The sequence below is a fragment of the Phycicoccus sp. M110.8 genome (genome assembly GCF_032464895.1).
Classification (GTDB): domain Bacteria; phylum Actinomycetota; class Actinomycetes; order Actinomycetales; family Dermatophilaceae; genus Pedococcus.
In genome coordinates this window covers 466,038-485,361 of record NZ_JAWDIC010000001.1, presented here as the reverse complement: position 1 = coordinate 485,361, position 19,324 = coordinate 466,038, and the positions used below count along the sequence as shown (strand labels likewise).

The 19,324-nt window shown below is 72.7% G+C and carries 20 protein-coding genes and 1 tRNA gene; 14 read left to right on the top strand and 7 right to left on the bottom strand.

The genetic code is table 11. The features are described 5' to 3' along the window. Window positions 1-50: 50 nt before the first annotated feature. The 3 genes from fahA to RKE38_RS02350 all read right to left on the bottom strand — a co-directional run bounded on the left by fahA (window position 51) and on the right by RKE38_RS02350 (window position 3,423). Window positions 51-1,295, bottom strand: coding sequence for a fumarylacetoacetase (fahA, locus tag RKE38_RS02360; protein WP_316005850.1), 1,245 nt, complete (start codon window positions 1,293-1,295; stop codon window positions 51-53). Further along, window positions 1,292-2,170, bottom strand: a complete 879-nt coding sequence (locus tag RKE38_RS02355) for a hypothetical protein (protein WP_316005849.1) — start codon at window positions 2,168-2,170, stop codon at window positions 1,292-1,294. The genes fahA and RKE38_RS02355 overlap by 4 nt, the downstream gene beginning before the upstream one ends. Before the next feature lie 86 nt (window positions 2,171-2,256). After that, window positions 2,257-3,423, bottom strand: a complete 1,167-nt coding sequence (locus RKE38_RS02350) for a papain-like cysteine protease family protein (RefSeq protein WP_316005848.1) — start codon at window positions 3,421-3,423, stop codon at window positions 2,257-2,259. 218 nt (window positions 3,424-3,641) lie between these two features. Between RKE38_RS02350 and RKE38_RS02345 the strand changes: the two genes are divergently transcribed. The 4 genes from RKE38_RS02345 to RKE38_RS02330 all read left to right on the top strand — a co-directional run bounded on the left by RKE38_RS02345 (window position 3,642) and on the right by RKE38_RS02330 (window position 8,294). Further along, window positions 3,642-4,907, top strand: coding sequence for a homogentisate 1,2-dioxygenase (locus RKE38_RS02345; protein ID WP_316005847.1), 1,266 nt, complete (start codon window positions 3,642-3,644; stop codon window positions 4,905-4,907). Window positions 4,908-4,909: 2 nt separating this feature from the next. Then, window positions 4,910-5,326, top strand: a complete 417-nt coding sequence (locus RKE38_RS02340) for a DUF5959 family protein (RefSeq protein ID WP_316005846.1) — start codon at window positions 4,910-4,912, stop codon at window positions 5,324-5,326. Window positions 5,327-5,553: 227 nt separating this feature from the next. Further along, a complete protein-coding gene (locus RKE38_RS02335) occupies window positions 5,554-7,458 on the top strand; it encodes a bifunctional metallophosphatase/5'-nucleotidase (RefSeq protein ID WP_316005845.1) in 1,905 nt (634 codons plus the stop codon). Next, window positions 7,341-8,294 carry an SDR family oxidoreductase gene (locus tag RKE38_RS02330; RefSeq protein WP_316007581.1) on the top strand — a complete coding sequence of 318 codons (954 nt, stop codon included), beginning with the start codon at window positions 7,341-7,343 and terminating at the stop codon, window positions 8,292-8,294. The genes RKE38_RS02335 and RKE38_RS02330 overlap by 118 nt, the downstream gene beginning before the upstream one ends. A gap of 72 nt (window positions 8,295-8,366) precedes the next feature. On the opposite strand, the gene RKE38_RS02325 is transcribed toward RKE38_RS02330, so the two are convergent. Genes RKE38_RS02325 through RKE38_RS02315 form a run of 3 tightly spaced genes read right to left on the bottom strand, consistent with a single transcriptional unit; the run spans window position 8,367 to window position 11,615 of the window. Then, on the bottom strand, window positions 8,367-8,966 hold the full coding sequence (locus tag RKE38_RS02325; RefSeq protein ID WP_316005844.1) for an isochorismatase family protein: 600 nt from the start codon (window positions 8,964-8,966) through the stop codon (window positions 8,367-8,369). A 9-nt stretch (window positions 8,967-8,975) separates the two neighbouring features. Next, window positions 8,976-10,235, bottom strand: a complete 1,260-nt coding sequence (locus RKE38_RS02320) for a kynureninase (RefSeq protein ID WP_316005843.1) — start codon at window positions 10,233-10,235, stop codon at window positions 8,976-8,978. Window positions 10,236-10,289: 54 nt separating this feature from the next. Beyond that, the gene (locus tag RKE38_RS02315) at window positions 10,290-11,615 is read right to left on the bottom strand and encodes a nicotinate phosphoribosyltransferase (protein ID WP_316005842.1); all 1,326 of its coding nucleotides are present in this window, start codon (window positions 11,613-11,615) and stop codon (window positions 10,290-10,292) included. Between the two features lie 22 nt (window positions 11,616-11,637). Between RKE38_RS02315 and clpS the strand changes: the two genes are divergently transcribed. The 6 genes from clpS (at window position 11,638) to RKE38_RS02285 (ending at window position 15,704) form a co-directional block, all read left to right on the top strand. Then, the gene (gene clpS, locus RKE38_RS02310) at window positions 11,638-11,928 is read left to right on the top strand and encodes an ATP-dependent Clp protease adapter ClpS (protein WP_316005841.1); all 291 of its coding nucleotides are present in this window, start codon (window positions 11,638-11,640) and stop codon (window positions 11,926-11,928) included. After that, the gene (locus tag RKE38_RS02305; RefSeq protein WP_316005840.1) at window positions 11,929-12,585 is read left to right on the top strand and encodes a DUF2017 domain-containing protein; all 657 of its coding nucleotides are present in this window, start codon (window positions 11,929-11,931) and stop codon (window positions 12,583-12,585) included. Window positions 12,586-12,659: 74 nt separating this feature from the next. Then, a complete protein-coding gene (gene murI / locus RKE38_RS02300; protein WP_316005839.1) occupies window positions 12,660-13,484 on the top strand; it encodes a glutamate racemase in 825 nt (274 codons plus the stop codon). Further along, window positions 13,481-14,248: an MBL fold metallo-hydrolase gene (locus RKE38_RS02295; protein WP_316005838.1), complete on the top strand. Its 768-nt coding sequence runs from the start codon at window positions 13,481-13,483 to the stop codon at window positions 14,246-14,248. The genes murI and RKE38_RS02295 overlap by 4 nt, the downstream gene beginning before the upstream one ends. Window positions 14,249-14,393: 145 nt before the next feature. Continuing rightward, window positions 14,394-14,888, top strand: a complete 495-nt coding sequence (locus RKE38_RS02290) for an ASCH domain-containing protein (RefSeq protein WP_316005837.1) — start codon at window positions 14,394-14,396, stop codon at window positions 14,886-14,888. 96 nt (window positions 14,889-14,984) lie between these two features. Then, window positions 14,985-15,704 carry an MBL fold metallo-hydrolase gene (locus tag RKE38_RS02285; RefSeq protein WP_316005836.1) on the top strand — a complete coding sequence of 240 codons (720 nt, stop codon included), beginning with the start codon at window positions 14,985-14,987 and terminating at the stop codon, window positions 15,702-15,704. A 28-nt stretch (window positions 15,705-15,732) separates the two neighbouring features. On the opposite strand, the gene RKE38_RS02280 is transcribed toward RKE38_RS02285, so the two are convergent. Continuing rightward, window positions 15,733-16,536, bottom strand: a complete 804-nt coding sequence (locus RKE38_RS02280) for a deoxyribonuclease IV (protein ID WP_316005835.1) — start codon at window positions 16,534-16,536, stop codon at window positions 15,733-15,735. Window positions 16,537-16,581: 45 nt separating this feature from the next. Here RKE38_RS02280 and rph point away from each other — a divergent pair, with 45 nt between their 5' ends. The 4 genes from rph to RKE38_RS02260 all read left to right on the top strand — a co-directional run bounded on the left by rph (window position 16,582) and on the right by RKE38_RS02260 (window position 19,264). Continuing rightward, window positions 16,582-17,349, top strand: a complete 768-nt coding sequence (gene rph / locus RKE38_RS02275) for a ribonuclease PH (RefSeq protein WP_316005834.1) — start codon at window positions 16,582-16,584, stop codon at window positions 17,347-17,349. Beyond that, window positions 17,346-17,966 (top strand): RdgB/HAM1 family non-canonical purine NTP pyrophosphatase, encoded by a 621-nt coding sequence (gene rdgB / locus RKE38_RS02270; protein WP_316005833.1) that lies wholly within the window; start codon window positions 17,346-17,348, stop codon window positions 17,964-17,966. Before rph ends, rdgB begins: the two co-directional genes overlap by 4 nt. A gap of 143 nt (window positions 17,967-18,109) precedes the next feature. After that, window positions 18,110-18,191 (top strand) — tRNA-Leu (locus RKE38_RS02265). Window positions 18,192-18,430: 239 nt separating this feature from the next. Further along, window positions 18,431-19,264: an alpha/beta hydrolase gene (locus RKE38_RS02260; protein ID WP_316005832.1), complete on the top strand. Its 834-nt coding sequence runs from the start codon at window positions 18,431-18,433 to the stop codon at window positions 19,262-19,264. Window positions 19,265-19,324: the final 60 nt, after the last annotated feature.

The window sequence follows — 19,324 nt, the reverse complement described above, 5'->3', positions numbered from 1 at the left end:
GAGCGGCCCAACCGCGGCGCACGCCCGGCCCGGTAGCGGCGGGCGGCGGCCTAACCGGCGGCCGGCACGACCGTCCCGCTCACCTCGCCGAGCCCGATCCGTGTGCCGCCGGGTCCGGGCGCCCAGGCCCGCAGGACGAGGGTGTCGCCGTCCTCGATGAACGACCGGGTGCTGCCGTCGTCGAGGGCCACCGGCTCGGTGCCGTTCCAAGTCAGCTCGAGGAAGCTGCCGCGGGTGCGCGGGTCCGTGCCCGAGATGGTCCCGGACCCGAAGAGGTCCCCGCTGCGCAGCGAGGCGCCGTTGACCGTCAGGTGCGCCAGCATCTGCGCCGGTGACCAGTACATGTCGCGGTACTCGGGGCGCGACACCACGGTGCCGTTCCAGACGACCTCGTAGTGGACGTCGAGGCCGAGGGCCGCGTCGCCGGTGCCGCGCAGGTACGGCAGTGGCTCGGGGTCCTGGCCCGGGACGTCCACCCGTGCTGCGGCCAGCGCGTCCAGGGTGACGACCCACGGCGAGATCGAGGTGGCGAACGACTTGCCGAGGAACGGGCCGAGCGGGACGTACTCCCACGCCTGGATGTCGCGGGCGCTCCAGTCGTTGAGCAGCACGACGCCGAAGAGGTGGTCGCCGGCCTGCTCGATCGGCACCGGGTGGCCGACCCGGGACGAGCCGCCGACGACGAAGCCCAGCTCGGCCTCGATGTCGAGCTTGCGGCTCGGGCCGAACGTCGGCGCCGGGTCGCTGGGGGCCTTGCGCTGCCCGCTGGGGCGCACGACGTCGGTCCCCGAGACGACGACCGTGCCCGAGCGGCCGTGGTAGCCGATGGGCAGGTGCTTCCAGTTGGGCGTCAGCGGCTCGGAGTCGGGGCGGAAGATCCGGCCGACGTTCGTCGCGTGGTGCTCTCCGGCGTAGAAGTCGACGTAGTCCGCGACCTCGATCGGCAGGTGCATGGTCACGTCGGCGAGCGGCACGAGGTGGGGCCGGGTGCGCGCCTCGTGCACCGGGTCGGTGAGGACCTCCTGCAGCCACGACCGGGCGACCGTCCAGGCGGGACGCCCGAGCTCGAGGAACGCGTTGAGGCTGGGGCGCTCCCACGCGGCAGCGAGGTCCGGGCCGTCGCCGACGCCGACCGCGTCCCGGCCGATCCCCGCCACCGCGCCGGCGTCGAGCACCCACTCGCCGACGCGCACGCCGACGCGGGGCTCGGTGCCGTCGGTGGAGAAGACGCCGTACGGCAGGTTGTCGAGACCGAACGCGTCGTCCTCGGCGAGGTCGATCCAGGACGTGGTCATGCGTGCTCCTCCAGGAGGCCGAGGGCGGCCAGCTCGGTGATCGGGTCGGTGACGCCGCAGCAGCCGTATGCCGGGAAGAAGGCCCGCACGATGGCGGCGTCGGCGGCACTCATGCGGGTGACGTGGGGGACCAGGACGGCCGGGTCGCGCTCGGCCAGCAGCGGCACCAGGTCGTCGACGTCGTCGCCGTTGAGGGCCCAGCGCACCGCGACGAGGACGTTGAGCAGCCCGTGCTGCTCCTGCCCGTCGTGGGTGCCGCGGACGGCGTGGTGCAGGCCGCCGGTGAGCTTGAAGCCGAGGTCGTGGTCGACCGCGGTGCGCACGAACGTCGCGAGCTCCTGCTCGTCGGGCCACGCCCACGTGTCGGTGGCCCCGGTGCGGAACTTCGCCTGCAGCGCTCGGTCGTCCGAGGCGTCCGCCGCGATGTCGGCGACCGCCCCGGCCTGCGCGTCGCCGCGCGGCACCTCGAGGGTCTGCGGGACACCGGAATCGGGGACATCGCGCCAGGACGGCTCCCAGCCGCGCTCGACCCCGACGACCCGGACGCCGTCGGCCGCCTGCAGCAGGGCGACGGCCTCGAGCACCTGGTCGGCGGGGGTGCCCGGGCGCCCGATCACCGCCACCCCCAGAGGGTCGGTCTCGGCGCCGGCACCCGCGCCGGCGACCAGCGGCACGAGGTCCGCCGCCGCGGAGGCGGGCACGAGGAGCGGTCCGACGAGCCCGGCATACCAGCTGGTGCGGTGCACCCGGTGCATCCGCACGGCCTCGTCGAGGGGGGCGTTGCCCGGCGGGAACACCGCCGCGTCGTCGACGAGGCCGGCGAACAGGCCGGGCTCGGCGGGGCGGGGTGCGGCGGCGTCCGACAACCTCGTCATGACGCGCACCCTACTGGCGCGCGTCGGCGCCGCGCGGACCGGCCGCGCGGCGCCGACCCGACCCCGGTGGGCCGGTGGCAGGACCGTCAGGCGCCCATGGTGTCGTCCATGTCGCCGAGGGCACGCGCGGCCTCGCGCAGCGACCCGACCGCGTCCGCGAACGGCACCGGCTCACCGGCCGGCAGTGGCCCGACGGCGGTCAGCGGGACGAGCTGGTCGCCCTCGCCGCCCTCGTAGCTCAGCCACAGCGCCTCGAAGTTCAGCGCGGGTACGCGGTAGAGCCGCAGCTGGCACTCCCGCTCGTCCTGCCCGGCGCGGTCGACCGCGACCTCGAGCGCGGTGCGGAAGGGCTCGAGGTGGTGCGCGGACGACGACATCCCGCGGACCTCGCCCTCCCGGCTGTCGTCGACGTCGAACCAGGCCTGCGGCACGCCCTCCAGCATCTCGTAGACCCGCAGGCCGACGGGCTCGCCGGTCGGCGCCTCCTTGCGCCGCCCGGTGAGGGCGTCGAGGCCGACGGAGTAGACCGGCTGGGCCAGGCCCAGCGACGCGCTGGTTTCGCCGGCGGACTCGCGGGCGGCCTCGGCATACGGCGCCTGCTTGAGCTTGAGCAGCGGGCGCACGTCCCAGATCTTCCGCAGGATCGGCTCGGCCACGAGGATCGGGATGATGGGCAACCTGAAGTACCTCTTCGTGTAGTACGTGTGGGTCCAGGTGCCGCTGCCCTGGTAGCTCGTGGAGAAGTCGGCGACGCTCAGGTGCGACTTGCCGTAGATCGGGTCGTCGATGTCAAAGTACTCGTGGCCGAGGAACCGGCTGTAGCCGTAGATGCACATGAAGTGGCCGCCGCCGCCGCTCCAGCCGATGCGGGCACCGACGGGCCGGCCGGCGTCGATCTCCGCCTTGACCTGGCTGAAGGTCGCCGGGCCGGTGATGCTGACGAAGTTGTCCGTGCGGGTGAGGGCGCGGTCGAGGTACCACGGCACGTTGGCCGCGGCGGGGACCGGGGTGTTGCAGGCGTCCGTGCGTCCGAGCTCGGCGTTCGCGACGCGGCACTGGGTCCACGAGCTCCAGAACCAGTAGTAGTGCGAGACGCTCGTCGCGGTGGCGGCCCAGCACCAGTTGGACTGGGTCTGCGCCTGCATGTCGAACCCGAGCTGGCGGGATTGGAACAACGTCCCCCACCAGTCCAGGTCCCACAGCAGCGATCGGTACGGTCGCGACGTCGCCGCGACCAGGTCGTCGATGGACATGGGTCGAACCCCTTTTTCTCGAAGGCGGCGCCACCGGATCGGTGGCCTTGGAGGGGGTTGGCACGAGTGTGGCGCGATGCCCTGTGGTCGGGCTCATCCAGGTGCAGTAGCGCCCACCTGCGCCGTCGCCGCCGGGCGTGGGGGAGTCGGCCCACGGGCGCTCGACGGGCGTGACATGCTCGGACCCAGCACCCCTTTCGACGACGAGAGAGCGAGCGATGGCGCACTACCAGGCGATGGGCAGCATCCCGCCCAAGCGGCACACCCAGCACCGGCGTCCCGGCGGCCGCGGCAAGCCCGGTGAGCTGTACTACGAGGAGCTCATGGGGGAGGAGGGCTTCTCCTCGGACTCCTCGCTGCTGTACCACCGCAACATCCCCTCGACCGTCTCCGGGGCGCGCGAGTGGGTGCTGCCCGACCTCTCCAGCACGCCGAACCACCCGCTCCAGCCGCGGCACCTCAAGCTGCACGACCTGTTCACCCCCAAGCAGGTCAAGGACACCGACGTGGTGACGGGGCGCCGGCTCGTCCTCGGCAACGGCGACGTGCGCATCTCGTATGCCGTGGCCGGTGCGCCGAGTCCCTGGTACCGCAACGGGATCGGCGACGAGTGCGTCTACGTCGAGCGCGGCCGGGCGCGGGTCGAGACGGTCTTCGGGGCGTTCGACGTGGCGGAGGGGGACTACCTCGTCATCCCCCGCGCGACGACCCACCGCTGGATCCCCAAGCGCTCCACCAAGGACCCGCTGCGGGCGTACTGCATCGAGGCCAACAGCCACATCACGCCGCCGAAGCGGTACCTGTCCAAGTACGGCCAGCTGCTCGAGCACGCGCCGTACTGCGAGCGCGACCTGCGCGCACCGCAGGGACCGCTGCTCGCGGAGGACGTGGGGGAGAAGGCGACCGACGAGTCCGAGGTGTTCATCAAGCACCGCGGCAACGGCCCGTCGGGCATCGTCGGCACGGTCCACGAGCTGCCCTTCCACCCGCTCGACGTCGTCGGCTGGGACGGCTGCCTGTACCCCTACGCCTTCAACGTCCGCGACTTCGAGCCGATCACCGGCCGCGTGCACCAGCCGCCGCCGGTGCACCAGGTCTTCGAGGGCTGGAACTTCGTCATCTGCAACTTCGTGCCGCGCAAGGTCGACTACCACCCGCTGTCGATCCCGGTGCCGTACTACCACTCCAACGTCGACAGCGACGAGATCATGTTCTACGTCGACGGTGACTACGAGGCGCGCAAGGGCTCGGGCATCGGCAAGGGCTCGATCTCGGTGCACCCCGGCGGCCACGCCCACGGGCCGCAGCCCGGTGCGTCCGAGGCGTCGATCGGCGTGGAGTACTTCGACGAGCTGGCCGTCATGGTGGACACGTTCCGGCCGCTGGAGCTGGGGGAGGCGGGGCTGGCCGTCGACGACGGCAAGTACGCGCTGTCGTGGAGCGCCGGGCGCTCCCGGGACGGCTCCGACTACTCGATCGGCTGACCGTGGAGCGGGGCCCGCTGGACCTCGTCCGGCTCGTCGACCCGACGGCCGGACTCGTGGTCCGGGTCGTGGGGCCCCGGCAGGGGGACGCCGGGCACCTCTGCGACGTGCTCGACGTCGTCGTCGAGGTCGTCGGCGCGGTGAGGGCGAGCTGGCCCGACGTGGTGTCCCGCGCCGACCTGGCCGAGTGGGAGGCCGGCCTGGACGAGCTCGAGCAGGGCCGCCCGGTGTCGTGGCGTGACGGCGGCAGCGGGGTCGCGCTGCGGCTGACGCCGTGGCCGGCGGGGGACCGGGTCGACGTGCGGGTGTGGGACGAGGCGACCACCGGCATCGAGGTCGGTGTGCCGGTGCGGCCGGCGCCGGGCTGGGTCGCCGAGCACCGGGCCCTGGTCGCCGGGGTTCGCGCGGCCTACCCCTGAGGGGCCTGCCCGACGACGCCGGGTGACCCTGCCGCCAACCCCGGGTGGCCTCCCGGCGACCCCTGGGCGGCCCTTTCGTGCTGGCCGAATCCATACCGTCGGGGGTCTCCCGGGGGCGCCGGGCCGCGGCTAGGGTGGATCCTCCCGCCGCGTTGCCGACGTCGCACCCGTATGCCGTCGCGGACGCCCACCGACCCACGAGGTCACCGAGGTCCCAGGAGGTCCTGATGCCCACTCCCGACTCCGCCGTCGCCCGTCTGGTCGCCACCGAGCGCACCCGCAGGGAGATGCTGGCCCTGGCCGCCGTCGGTGGCGCCGGTGCCGGCGCCGCGTTCCTGGGCAGCGGCACCGCCCACGCGGCCCAGGAGAAGGGGCCCAAGCAGGGTGGGGCCGCGTCCTACCGGCTCACGGTGATGGGCACCACCGACACGCACGGCAACGTCCTCAACTGGGACTACTTCAAGGACGCCGAGTACGACGACTCCAAGCACAACGACGTCGGCCTGGCCAAGATCGCCACGCTCGTCTCGGCCGTCCGTGCCGAGCGGGGTGCTGACCGCACCCTGATGCTCGATGCCGGTGACACCATCCAGGGCACGCCGCTGTCGTACTACTACGCCCGGATCGACCCCATCACGAGCGGCTCCAAGCACCCGATGGCGATCGCCATGAACCAGATCGGCTACGACGCCGCCGCCCTGGGCAACCACGAGTTCAACTACGGCATCGACACGCTGCGCACGTTCGAGTCCCAGTGCGACTTCCCGCTCCTGTCGGCCAACACGGTCGACTGGACCACCGGTGCCCCGGCGTTCAAGCCGTTCCTCATCCGCAGCTTCAAGGTGCCGGGGGTCGCCAAGCCGCTCAAGGTCGGCATCCTCGGGCTGGTCACGCCTGGTGTGGCCATCTGGGACAAGGCGAACGTCGACGGCCAGCTCCGCTTCCCGGGCATCGTCGAGCAGGCCAAGGTGTTCGTGCCGAAGCTGAAGCAGGCCGGCTGCGACCTCGTCATCGTGTCCTGCCACTCCGGCGCCGACGGCACCTCGTCGTACGGCGACGCGCTGCCCTACCCGGAGAACGCCTCGACCCAGCTGGCCGAGCAGGTCCCCGGCATCGACGCGGTGCTCGTGGGCCACGCGCACGTCGAGATCGTCGAGCGCTTCGTCGCCAGCAAGGTCACGAAGGACAAGCAGGTCCTGCTCACCGAGCCGCTCAAGTGGGGCATGCGCCTGTCGGTCATCGACTTCGACGTCACCCACGACGGCAAGCGCTACGTGCTGCAGGACGTGCACTCCCACCTCCTGGACTCGAAGGACGTGCCCGAGGACGACACCGTGGCGGCCCTCCTCGCGGACGACCACGCGGTGGTGCGCACGTACGTCAACTCGGTCATCGGTACCTGCACCATCGCGATGTCCGCGGCGACCGCGCGGTTCGAGGACACCGCCGCGCTCGACTTCATCAACCACGTGCAGGGCCAGGCCGTGAAGGCCGCCCTCGTGGGGACGCCGCAGGAGTCGCTGCCGGTGCTCTCGATCGCCGCGCCGTTCAACCCCGACGCCGCGATCCCGGCCGGCAACGTCACCGTCCGCGACGTCGCGGGCCTGTACATCTACGACAACACCCTGCTGGGGATCGTCTTCACGGGCGCCCAGGTCAAGGACTACCTCGAGTACTCCGCGCGCTACTTCCAGCAGGTCACCGGCACGGGTCCGTACAACCCCGACCAGGTGACCCGGGCCGTCACGCCCACGGCGCCGAACGGCACGCCGGACTACAACTACGACGTGATGGGCGGCCTCGACGCGTCGCTGGCCTACGACATCGACATCGCCCAGCCCGTCGGCTCGCGGATCACCAACCTGACCTACGACGGCAAGGCGATCGACCCGGCGGCGCAGTTCGTCATCGCCATCAACAACTACCGCCAGTCCGGTGGCGGCGGCTTCCCCGGCGTGACCACGGCTCCGGTCGTCTACAACGCCCAGCAGGAGATCCGCCAGCTCATCATCGACTGGGTCACCGAGCAGGGGACGATCGACCCGACCACCTTCACCACGTACGACTGGAAGCTCGTCGCCAACGGCCAGCCGGTCATCGTCGAGGGCGCCTCCGAGGGCGGTCGCCACTGAGCCGTCTGCTCGTCACCGGCGCCAGCGGGGCGCTGGGGCGGGTGGTGGCCGAGCGCGCGCAGGCCGCCGGCCACGACGTCGTCGGCACCGTCCTCACCTCGCGCCCCGCGGACGCAGCGGGGCGCGAGGTGAGGCGGGTCGACCTGCGCGAGCTCGCGGCGATCAGTGCCCTGCTCGCCCAGGTGCGCCCGGACGTCGTCGTGCACACGGCATACCGGCAGGACGACTGGGCGACCACGGCGGGCGGCGCGGCACACGTGGCCCTCGCCTGCGCCGATTACGACGCGCGGCTCGTGCACGTCTCCAGCGACGTGGTCTTCCGGGGCGACCGGGACCACTACACCGAGGACGACGAGCCGGATGCCGTCGAGCCCTACGGCCGGTCGAAGGTGGCCGCGGAGCAGGCCGTGCTCGAGTGTGCCCCCGGGGCTGCGGTCGTCCGGCCGTCGATCGTCCTCGGTGCGTCGGGTGGGCGCCTGTCGCCGACGGAGCGGCTCGTCCACGACCTGGCCACGGGTGCCCGGGAGGGCGCGCTGTTCACCGACGACGTGAAGTGCCCGGTGCACGTCGAGGACCTCGCCGACGTGCTGCTCGAGGTGGTCGAGCGGGAGCTCTCCGGGGTGCTGCACGCCGTCGGGCCGGACGCGCTGAGCCGGCACGAGATCGGCCTCCTCGTCGCGGCGCGGGACGGGCTCGACGCCTCGCGCCTGAGCGGCACGACCCGAGCCGAGGCGGGAGTCGGCGGAGCGGCCCGCCTGGTCCTCGACGGCTCCCGCACACGGGCCCTGCTGCACACACGGATCCGCGGCGGCCGGGAGTTCCTCACCGCCGGCTAAGCGGGCACGCCTCCCATGGCCGTCGGGCGCGACCCGCGGGGTGTGGGCCTCAGGCGCCCACGGGGTGTGCGCTCAGGCGCCCACAGGCTGGCCGGTCAGGGCGACGCCGGCGCCCGCCAGCTCTTCGAGCGCTGCCGCGGTCGTCTGCGGCGCCACGCCTGCGGTGAGGTCGAGCAGGACCGTCGTGGCGAAGCCCTCGTGCGCCGCGTCGAGCGCGGTCGCCCGGACGCAGTGGTCGGTGGCGATGCCGGCGACGTCGACCTCCTCGACGCCGCGCTCGCGCAGCCAGTCCGCGAGCCCCACGCGCCGGTCACCCTCGGCCGTGGAGCCCTCGAAGCCGCTGTAGGCCGCGCTGTGCCGGCCCTTGCGGAAGACCGCGTCGACGTGCTCGAACGCCTCCTCGGCAGCGGGGTGGAACAACGCACCGTCGGTGCCGACGCGGCAGTGCACCGGCCAGGTGTCGACGTAGTCGGGGGAATCGCTGAAGTGGGCGCCGGGGTCCTCGTGCCAGTCGGCGGTGGCTGCCACGGCGGCATACTCGTCGTGGTGGTCGCGCACGTGGGCGCTGATCCGGTGTGCCACCTCGGCACCCCCGGCCACGGCCAGGGAGCCGCCCTCGCAGAAGTCGTTCTGGACGTCGACGAGGACCAGGGCGCGGCGGGCGGGCGACATGGCGCGACGCTACTGGAAGGCGTCGATCCGTTCGACGGTGTCGCGCAGCGCGGACATGCCGTCGACGACCTCGGCGAAGCTGGTCGACAGGGGCGACAGGCCGATCCGGATCCCGTCGGGGTCGCGGTAGTCGGGGATGACGCCCTCCTCCCACAGCGTCGCCGTCACGGCCCGGAAGCCGCGGCGGCGCAGCGTCACGTGACCGCCGCGCAGGGCGGGGTCGCGAGGGCTGGTCACCTCGACCCCGAGCGGGGCGAGCTCGGCGTCGGCGATGCGCAGCGCGAACTCGGTCAGCTCCACCGACTTGGCGCGGATCGCGGCCATCCCGGCCTCCTCGATCAGGTCAAGCGTCGTGTCGAGCGGGACCATCGCGAGGATCGGCGGGGTGCCGGAGACGAACGACCGGAGACCGGCTGCCGGCTCGTACCCGGCCGCCATCTCGAAGGCGTCGCGGCGGCCGAGCCAGCCCCAGATCGGCTGCTGCAGCGCGTCCTGGTGGCGCGTCGCGACATACGCCCAGGCCGGCGCGCCCGGACCGCCGTTGAGGTACTTGTACGAGCAGCCGACCGCGAGGTCCGCGCCCCAGGCGTCGAGCTCCGCCGGCACCGAGCCCACCGTGTGGCTGAGGTCCCACAGGACGACGCCACCGGCGTCGTGGACGGCCGCGGTGATGCCGGGGCCGTCGGCGATGTGGCCGGACCGGTAGGCGACGTGGCTGAACACCGCCAGGCCGGTCTGCGGGCCGACGACCTCGCGCACCTGCTCCAGGGTCACCCCGGCGGCCGGGTCGGTCTCGATCCAGCGCAGGGTGAGGCCGCGCTCGGCGGCGATGCCCTCGAGGACGTAGCGGTCGGTGGGGAAGTTGTCGGTGTCGAGCACGATCTCGGTGCGCCCCTGGGCGGCCATGGCGTCGACGGCGGCGCGGCACAGCTTGTAGAGCAGCACGGTCGTGGAGTCGCCGACGAACACCTGGCCGGGGCCGGCGCCCAGGCACAGCCGCCCGAGCCGGTCGCCGACCTGCATCGGCCGGTCGAGCCACGCCTCGTCCCAGGAGCGGATGAGCCGGTTGCCCCACGGGCCCGCGACGAAGTCGGCCAGCCGCTTCGCCACCTCTGCCACCGGGCGGCCGAGCGAGTTGCCGTCGAAGTACGCGACGAGGTCGCTGCCCTCCGGGGTGAGGAACCGGTCGCGGAAGGCGGCGAGCGGGTCGCGGGCGTCGAGCTCGGTGGCCTCGGCGCGGAAGTCGGCGGTGACGTCCGATGCGGTCATGCCCGCATCCTACGGACGCGCGTGTAGCGCCGGGCAGCCGTCCTGTGCCCTGACTCAGTCCTCGTAGACGGTCGGGATCGCCGGCTCGCCCCGCTGCAGGCGCAGTGCCGCGGGCGGCAGCTCGGCGCGGGACTCACGGTGCCGGGCCCGCGCAGCGTCGAGGCCGGAGTGCGGACCGTCGACGACCTCCCCGCGGTGCATCAGCGGGACCAGCAGCTCGCGGTCGTCACCGTCGTCCACCGGGCGCTCGCCGATGCCGATCACCTCGGCCTCCGCGACGCCGCGCGGGTTGCGGCGGCGCAGGGCGTACTTGCGGCCACCGACCGACGCCTTGTCCTTGCTCTTCTTGGCCACGCCGACGAGCTCGCCGCTCGCGTCCTCCCGCGCGACGAGCTTGTAGACCATCCCGGCGGTCGGCGCCCCGGACCCGGTGACGAGCGAGGTGCCGACGCCGTACCGGTCGACGGGCGCGGCGCCCAGGGCCGCGATGGCGTACTCGTCGAGGTCCGAGGTGACGACGACCTGGGTGTCGGTGGCGCCGAGCCGGTCGAGCTGGGCGCGCACCTCGCGCGCCTGCGCGAGCAGGTCGCCCGAGTCGATCCGCACGGCACCGAGGCCGGGGCCGGCCAGCTCGACCGCGGTCTCCACCGCCCGCGTGACGTCGTACGTGTCGACGAGCAGGGTCGTCGCCTTCCCGAGCGAGGCGATCTGCGCGGCGAACGCGGCGCGCTCGTCGTCGTGCAGCAGCGTGAACGCGTGGGCCGCGGTGCCGCCGGTCGGGACGCCGTACCGCCGGCCCGCCTCCAGGTTCGAGGTGGAGGCGAAGCCTGCGACGTATGCCGCGCGCGCGGCGGCGACCGCCGCCTCCTCGTGCGTGCGCCGCGACCCCATCTCGATGCAGGGCCGCTGCCCGGCCGCGGCGGTCATCCGTGAGGCCGCCGAGGCGACCGCGCTGTCGTGGTTGAGGATGCTGAGCACGACGGTCTCGAGCACGACGGCGTGCGCGAAGTCGGCCTCGACCACGAGCACCGGCGACCCGGGGAAGTAGCACTCGCCCTCGGCATACCCCCACACGTCGCCGTCGAAGCGGAAGTCCGCGAGGAAGGCGAGGGTGTCCGCGTCGACGACGCCGCCCAGCCACTCGAGCTCGGCCTCGCCGAACCGGAACGCCTCGATCGCCTCGAGCAACCGGCCCGTGCCGGCGACGACGCCGTAGCGGCGGCCGTCCGGCAGGCGGCGCGCGAAGACCTCGAAGACGCACCGCCGCGATGCCGCCCCGGAGCGCAGGGCCGCCTCGACCATCGTGAGCTCGTAGTGGTCCGTGAGCAGGGCGCTGCTGGGGCGGGGAGCCGGTGCGCTGCCGGGTGTTCGGGAGGTCACTCCGGCAGCCTATGGTGGTGCCGTGTCCATCGCCCCCGTCGAGCAGCAGAGCGCCTCGACCGACGAGGTGGCCGAGGTCGACGTCCCCTGGATCACCCTGGTGTGGAACGACCCGGTGAACCTCATGTCGTACGTGACGTTCGTCTTCCAGTCCTACTTCGGCTACCCCAAGGCCAAGGCCGAGCGGCTGATGATGGACGTCCACGTCAAGGGCCGCGCCGTCGTCTCGACCGGCACGCGGGAGAAGATGGAGACCGACACCGAGGCGCTGCAGGGCTACGGGCTCTGGGCGACCTTCCAGAAGGACTCCTGAGTGGCCCGGGGTTTCAAGCGCCGTGACGGCCGGTATGCCGCGAAGCTCGACGCCGTCGAGCGCGGGCTGGTCGTCGGGCTGATGGAGCAGGTGCTCGAGCTCATCGCCCCGGCGAAGCCCGACCCGGCCCCCGGGGCGGGGCGGGAGGCGGGTGACCCGGCCGACGGGCCGGACGAGTTCGACCAGATCGTGGCCGGGCTCGGCGGCATCGGCATGGGCGTCTCGCTGTCGGCCGAGGACCAGGTGCCCGAGCTCGGCGGGTCCGTGCCGCAGCCGCGCGACCCCGCCCTCGACCGGATCTTTCCGACCGCGAACCGGCAGGACGAGCAGGTGGCGGCGGAGTTCCGGCGCCTGACCGAGGACGGCCTGCGCTCGCGCAAGGCGGCCAACCTGTCGACGGCGATCGCCGCGCTGTCCGGGTTCGAGGACCAGAAGATCAGCCTCGACCAGCAGGAGGCGCTCGCGCTGCTCGTCGCGCTCACCGACGTCCGGCTGGTGCTGGGCGAGCGGCTGGAGCTGCGCGCCGACGAGGACTTCGACCTGCTCGAGGAGAAGTCCCGCAGCCTGCCGGGCGACGACCCGGCCGTGTACGCGCTCGCGGTCTACGACTTCCTCACCTGGCTGCAGGAGACCCTCGCGCACGCGCTGACGCCCTGACGGCAGCCCACGTGTGAGCAAGCAGACGGGGCGTCGATGCCGGGGCTCGGGTGCCGCAGCCCTAGCCTTGACCCGTGGCTGATGCACCCATCGGGATCTTCGACTCGGGCTACGGCGGGCTGACCGTCGCCCGGGCCGTGCTCGACCAGCTGCCGCACGAGACCGTCGCCTACTTCGGTGACACCGCCCGCGCGCCCTACGGCCCGCGGCCCATCGCCGAGACCCGCGAGTACGCGCTGGAGTGCCTCGACCGGCTCGTCGACCACGGGGTCAAGGTCCTCGTCATCGCGTGCAACACCGCGAGCGCGGCCGTCCTGCACGACGCCCGCGAGCGGTACGAGGTCCCGGTCGTCGAGGTCATCCGGCCTGCGGTGAGGCGCGCCGCCCGCGCCACCCGCAACCACCGGGTCGGCGTGATCTCGACGAAGGGCACCCACCAGTCCGGCGCCTACCTCGACGCCTTCGCCGCCGCGCCGCACCTCGACGTGACGAGCGTGGCGTGCCCGCGGTTCGTCGAGTTCGTCGAGGCGGGCGTGACGAGCGGCCCGGAAGTGATCGCCACGGCGCGCGAGTACCTGGCCCCCCTCGTCGAGCGGGACGTCGACACCCTGGTCCTGGGCTGCACGCACTACCCGCTGCTGACGGGTGCGATCTCCTACGTCATGGGCGACGGCGTCACCCTCGTGTCGTCCGCCGACGAGACCGCCAAGGACGTCTACCGGGTGCTCGCCGACCGCGACGCGCTGCGGCCGGCCGACCTGCCGCCGCCCAGCCACGGCTTCACGACCACCGGCGACGCCGAGGAGTTCCGGGTGCTCGCGCGCCGCTTCCTCGGGCCGGAGGTCGGCGACGTCTACGGCGGCTCGGTCGTCCGGCACTCCGCGGTGGTGACCCGGTGAGGCTCACGGTCGTCGGCTGCTCCGGCTCCTTCGCCGGCCCCGAGTCGCCCGCCTCCTCCTACCTCGTGCAGGCCGAGCACGAGGGCCGCACCTGGTCGATCGTCCTCGACCTCGGCAACGGCGCCCTCGGGCACCTGCAGCGCCACGTCGACCCGGCCGACCTCGACGCCGTCTTCATCAGCCACCTGCACCCCGACCACTGCGTCGACGTCACCGGCCTCTACGTCACCCGCAAGTACCGCCCGTCCGGCCCGGTGCCGGGACAGCTGCCCATCCACGCGCCGACGGGGGCGGGGGAGCGGTTCGCGCTGATGTACCACGGCCTCGAGCACGGCGGCATGACGGCCGAGTTCGCCGTGCACGAGCTGTCCGACACGCTCGTCACCACGGTCGGGCCGTTCACGGTCACGTCCCACCGGGTCAACCACCCGGTCGAGGCCTACGGCTTCCGGGTCGAGGCCGACGGTGCAGTGCTCGCCTACACCGGCGACACCGACGCCTGCGACGCGCTCACCCCGCTGCTGACGGGTGCCCACCTCGCCCTTGCCGACAGCGCCTTCGTCGACGACCGCGACACCGCGACGGGGATCCACCTGTCCGGCAGCCGGGCCGCTGCCGCAGCGGTCGAGGCCGGGGGCGTCAAGCGGCTGGTGCTGACACACATCCCCGCCTGGAACGACCCCGAGGTGTGCCGGGCGCAGGCGGCGGCGGTCTGGGACGGCCCGCTCGAGGTCGCCACCTCCGGTGCTGTCTGGGAGCTCTGACCGCGGGCCCTCGAACCGGCGCCTCGGGCGCTTCGGGGGCCTCGTGGGACTGGGGCGCACCGGACGGGACCACCATGTCCGCGTGCTACGTCACTGATCCGGATGCGGATCAGTGACGGAGCACGGGGCGCCTAGGGTGGCGGGCATGAACGAGCCCGTCCCGATCGACCACGCCGCGGGTGCGGCGATGTTCGCGGCATACCGCGAGGCGACACCCGGCCTGCCACCGGAGGACGACCTCGTCGTGGCCTGCTTCGGCGACAGCCCCGAGCTGGCGGACGAGCTCATCGCCTTCGTCGTCGACGGCCCCAAGCGCGCGACGGCCGGGCTGGTGGCCGGGTATGCCGCGGACTCCGAGGCGCTGCCGCGCATCGGCTCGCACTGGGTGGCCTGCGACGGGAGCGGGCGTCCGCGCGCCGTCCTGCGGGCCACCGAGCTGCGGGTCGGGCCGCTGCACAGCGTCGACGAGCAGTTCGCGTGGGACGAGGGCGAGTACGACCGGACCCTGGCGACCTGGCTCGACGGGCACCGCACCTTCTTCCGGCGGGAGTGCGAGCGGATCGGGGTCGAGTTCTCCGACGACCTCGAGGTCTGCTTCGAGCGGTTCCGGGTCGTCTGGCCGCCCGCCCTGGCCGACTGACCCGCATCCTCCCGCATTTGGGTGCCCAGACGGTCGGAGATCCGACCGGCTGGGCACCCAATCGCGGGGGAGGGCGGCCCGGCTTACGCTGCGGGCATGGCGAAGTCGGCGACCGTCCAGCTCGCGCCCGGTGTGTGGCGCATCCCCCTCGTCGGGGACTACGTGAACGGCTTCATCCTGCGCGACGACGACGGCCAGGTGACGCTCGTCGACATGGGCGTCAAGCAGTCCGGCCCGAAGGTGCTCGCCGCGCTCGCCTCGATCGGCTCGGGTCCTTCCGACGTGACCCGGCTGCTGCTCACCCATGCCCACCCCGACCACGCCGGCGGTGCGGCGCACGTGGCGGAGGCGACCGGGCTGGACTTCGGCATCCACGAGGACGACGCCATGTATGCGCGGGCCGGGAAGTCGCCGCAGCGCGACCCGTGCATCGCGCTCGGCCGCCTGATGAACCGCCTCGGGGGAGGGAAGTTCGACGCCGTTCGCGTTGGCGAGACGTTCACCGACGGCCAGGTCGTCCCCGTCGCGGGCGGGCTCGAGGTCGTGCACACGCCGGGGCACTCGCCCGGCCACGCGGCATACCTGCACCGCTCGTCGGGGGTGCTGATCACGGGTGACTCGATCTTCAACGTGCGCGGGCTGCGGTGGCCGATCAAGTCGTTCTGCACGAGCTTTCGCCTGACCCAGCAGACCGCGCAACGGCTGGCCGACCTGGAGTACACGACGGCGGCGTTCACGCACGGGCCGGAGATCCGGCTCACCGCCCGCGAGGAGATCCGCGGCTTCCTGGCCAAGCAGCCGGTGCCGCAGGACTGAGCGGCCGCGAGGGGCGCGGGTGCGGGCGTTAGAGGCGCTCGCGCAGCCAGTCGAGGTCGGCGATCTGTCCTTCGAGGCCGCCGCGGGTCTCGATGACCACGGGCGACCCGGCCGAGCGCACGGCGGCCACGAGCTCGTCGGGGTCGATGAGGCCCTCGCCGAGGTTGGTGTGGCGGTCGGCACCGGAGTCGAACTCGTCGCGGCTGTCGTTGCAGTGCACGAGGTCGATGCGGCCGGTGATCGCGCGGACCTGCTCGGCGGCCGTGGCCAGGGGTATGCCGCCCGCGTGCGCGTGGCAGGTGTCGAGGCAGAACCCGACGTTCTCCGCGCCCTCGGCCGCGGAGATCGCCTCCCAGGTGCGGGCGATGCGGTCGAGCGTGCGCGCCATGGCGTTGTCGCCGCCGGCGGTGTTCTCCAGCAGCAGCGGCACCTTGAGGTCCGTGGCGTCGACCGCCTTGCGCCAGTTGTCGAAGCCCTTCTCGACGTCGGCCTCGGACTCGACGTGGCCGCCGTGGACGATGAGGCCCTTGGCGCCGACCTCGGCCGCGGCGTCGATGAACTGCTGGAGCAGCTTGCGGCTCGGGATGCGGATGCGGTTGTTCGTCGAGGCGACGTTGATCAGGTAGGGGGCGTGGACGTAGAGGTCGACGCCGGCCGCCTCGGCGGCCTCGCGCAGGGCAGCTGCGCCCCCGGCATACTCCACGACCGGGCCCTTGTAGCTCTGCGGGTTGCCGAGGAAGAACTGGCTGAGCCCAGCTCCGCGCTCCTGGGCGGCGGCGACCGGGTCGGTCGAGTCGACGTGGGCTCCCATGCGGACGGTCGTGGCTGCCATGGGGCCAGCCTAGGGCGGCCCACCGACGCGGCTAGCCTTGGCCGTGTGACTGACACGACCACGCAGCAGGCCCGCCACGACGGGCGCACCCCCGACGAGACCCGGGAGGTGCGGATCACCCGCAACTGGCTCGACCACGCCGAGGGGAGCGTGCTCGTGGAGTTCGGGCGCACCCGCGTGCTGTGCGCGGCGTCCTTCACCGAGGGCGTGCCGCGCTGGCTCAAGGGCAAGGGGACCGGCTGGGTGACGGCGGAGTACGAGATGCTGCCGCGCTCGACCAACACGCGCTCGGACCGTGAGTCGCGCAAGGGCAAGGTCGGTGGGCGGACCCACGAGATCAGCCGCCTGGTCGGCCGGTCGCTGCGCGCGATCATCGACACGAAGGCGCTGGGGGAGAACACGATCGTGCTCGACTGCGACGTGCTGCAGGCCGACGGCGGCACGCGCACGGCGTCGATCACCGGTGCGTACGTCGCCCTCGTCGACGCGATCGAAGACGCGCGGGCCAAGGGGCTCATCGCCAAGGACGCGAAGCCGCTGACCGGGTCGGTCGCGGCCGTGTCGGTCGGCATCGTCAACGGGCAGCCGGTGATCGACCTGGACTACCCGGAGGACTCGACCGCCGAGACCGACATGAACGTCGTGATGACGGGCGACGGCCGGTTCGTGGAGGTGCAGGGCACCGCCGAGAACGGCGCCTTCGACCGGGCCATGCTCGACGCGCTGCTCGACAAGGCGACGGCCGGGTGCGCCGCGCTCACGGCCGCCCAGCAGGCCGCACTCGCCGCGACGCCGCGCACGCGCGAGCTGTGAGCGCGACCGTGACCCGCGTCGTCCTCGCCACCCGCAACCAGCACAAGGTCGTCGAGCTGCGGCACATCCTTTCCGACGTGGTCGAGGAGCTCGGGCTCGAGATCGTCGGTGCCTCGGAGTTCGAGGGCGCGCCGGACGTGGTCGAGGACGAGGTCACGTTCGAGGGAAACGCGCGGCTCAAGGCGGTCGCCCTGGCTCGGCACACCGGGCTGCCGGCGCTGGCGGACGACTCCGGCCTGGCGGTCGACGTGCTCGGCGGTGCGCCGGGCATCTTCTCGGCCCGCTGGGCTGGGCGGCACGGCGACGACCTCGCCAACCTGCAGCTGCTCCTCGACCAGCTCGCCGACGTCAAGGATGAGCACCGTGCGGCTGGCTTCGTCTGCGCGGCGGTGCTGGCGCTGCCCGACGGAACGCTGCGGTCGGCGGAGGGCCACTTCCGCGGGACGCTGGCCCGGGAGCCCCGTGGTGCCAACGGGTTCGGCTATGACCCGCTGCTCGTCGTCGAGGGCGACACGCGCACCGCGGCCGAGCTGAGCCCGGAGGAGAAGAACGCGATCTCCCACCGCGGCAAGGCGTTCCGCGCGATGGTGCCGCACCTGCGTGAGCTCCTGGGCTGAGCCCGGCGAGGCGATACCCGCCCGGGTGGCCGGCATCCTGGCTTGTCGCCGGTTGCCGGGCCCTCGGTCGTGGCGCCACGCTGGGTCACTGATGCGCTCAGTGCATCAGTGACCCAGCGCCGCGCGCATACAATCCACACCGCGCGCAAGTGGCGAAACAGGTATACGCGCCAGACTTAGGATCTGGTGCCTTCGGGCGTGCGGGTTCGAGTCCCGCCTTGCGCACTCCCCAACTCGCAGACAGGACGCACCCCTTCCCGTGTGGGCGTCGCGCAGTCGGAGCCGCGCTGTCCGAGTCGCGCTGTCGGAGTCGCGCGATGCAGTCAGGTGACTGATGACCGCCTTCACCGGTCGGCTGCACAGTCGGAGGCAGGTCCAGGTCGGCACCGGTCGGTGCCCGTCCTGTCCGGACCCCGGCGAGGGTTCATCTACTCGCCGCCGACATCGCTCCCCAGGAGGTCCCCATGCCCACCGTCACCGTCGGCCACGAGAACGACCACGCCATCGAGCTCTACTACGAGGACCACGGGACCGGCCAACCCGTGGTGCTCATCCACGGGTTCCCGCTCGACGGGCGCTCCTGGGACAAGCAGGCGCGCGTCCTGCTCGACGCCGGCTACCGCGTGGTCTCCTACGACCGGCGCGGCTTCGGCAAGTCGAGCAACGCAACGGTCGGGTTCGACTACGACACCTTCGCCAACGACCTCGCCGCGCTGCTGGACCACCTCGACCTGCGCGACGTCGTGCTCGTCGGGTTCTCCATGGGCACCGGCGAGGTGACCCGGTACCTGGGCACGCACGGCTCCGACCGCGTCGCGAAGGCCGTCCTGATGGCTTCCGTGCCGCCGTTCCTGCTCAAGACCGACGACAACCCTGAAGGCGTCGACGGGTCGGTCTTCGAGGGGATCAAGGCGGCGATCGTGGAGGACCGCCCGGCCTACTTCAAGGCGTTCCTCGACGACTTCTTCAACGTCGACGTGCTCGGAGGGACGCGGATCAGCGAGCCCGCGTGGCAGGCCGCGTTCGCGATGGCGCTGGCAGCCGGTCCGTATGCCACGTGGGCGTGTGTCGACACGTGGCTGACCGACTTCCGGGAGGACGTCGGGAAGATCGACGTCCCGACCCTGCTCATCCACGGCGACGCGGATCGCATCCTGCCCTACGAGGCGACGGCTGCCCGGCTGCCGGGCATGATCGCCGACCTGCAGGTGGTCACCGTCGCAGGAGGTCCGCACAACATCGCCTGGACCCATTCGGAGGTCGTGAACCCCGCCCTGCTGGACTTCATCAAGGCCTGACCCGCCACGCCGGCGGCCTGCCAGCTGGTGGGCCGCCGGCTTCACAGATGCCCGCGGACG

Bases quoted from the DNA above. Each gene is read 5' to 3' on its own strand.
- fahA (WP_316005850.1), bottom strand. From the start codon at position 1,295: ATGACCACGTCCTGGATCGACCTCGCCGAGGACGACGCGTTCGGTCTC.
- RKE38_RS02355 (WP_316005849.1), bottom strand. From the start codon at position 2,170: ATGACGAGGTTGTCGGACGCCGCCGCACCCCGCCCCGCCGAGCCCGGC.
- RKE38_RS02350 (WP_316005848.1), bottom strand. From the start codon at position 3,423: ATGTCCATCGACGACCTGGTCGCGGCGACGTCGCGACCGTACCGATCG.
- RKE38_RS02345 (WP_316005847.1), top strand. From the start codon at position 3,642: ATGGCGCACTACCAGGCGATGGGCAGCATCCCGCCCAAGCGGCACACC.
- RKE38_RS02335 (WP_316005845.1), top strand. From the start codon at position 5,554: ATGCCCACTCCCGACTCCGCCGTCGCCCGTCTGGTCGCCACCGAGCGC.
- RKE38_RS02325 (WP_316005844.1), bottom strand. From the start codon at position 8,966: ATGTCGCCCGCCCGCCGCGCCCTGGTCCTCGTCGACGTCCAGAACGAC.
- RKE38_RS02320 (WP_316005843.1), bottom strand. From the start codon at position 10,235: ATGACCGCATCGGACGTCACCGCCGACTTCCGCGCCGAGGCCACCGAG.
- RKE38_RS02290 (WP_316005837.1), top strand. From the start codon at position 14,394: ATGAACGAGCCCGTCCCGATCGACCACGCCGCGGGTGCGGCGATGTTC.
- RKE38_RS02285 (WP_316005836.1), top strand. From the start codon at position 14,985: ATGGCGAAGTCGGCGACCGTCCAGCTCGCGCCCGGTGTGTGGCGCATC.
- RKE38_RS02280 (WP_316005835.1), bottom strand. From the start codon at position 16,536: ATGGCAGCCACGACCGTCCGCATGGGAGCCCACGTCGACTCGACCGAC.
- RKE38_RS02260 (WP_316005832.1), top strand. From the start codon at position 18,431: ATGCCCACCGTCACCGTCGGCCACGAGAACGACCACGCCATCGAGCTC.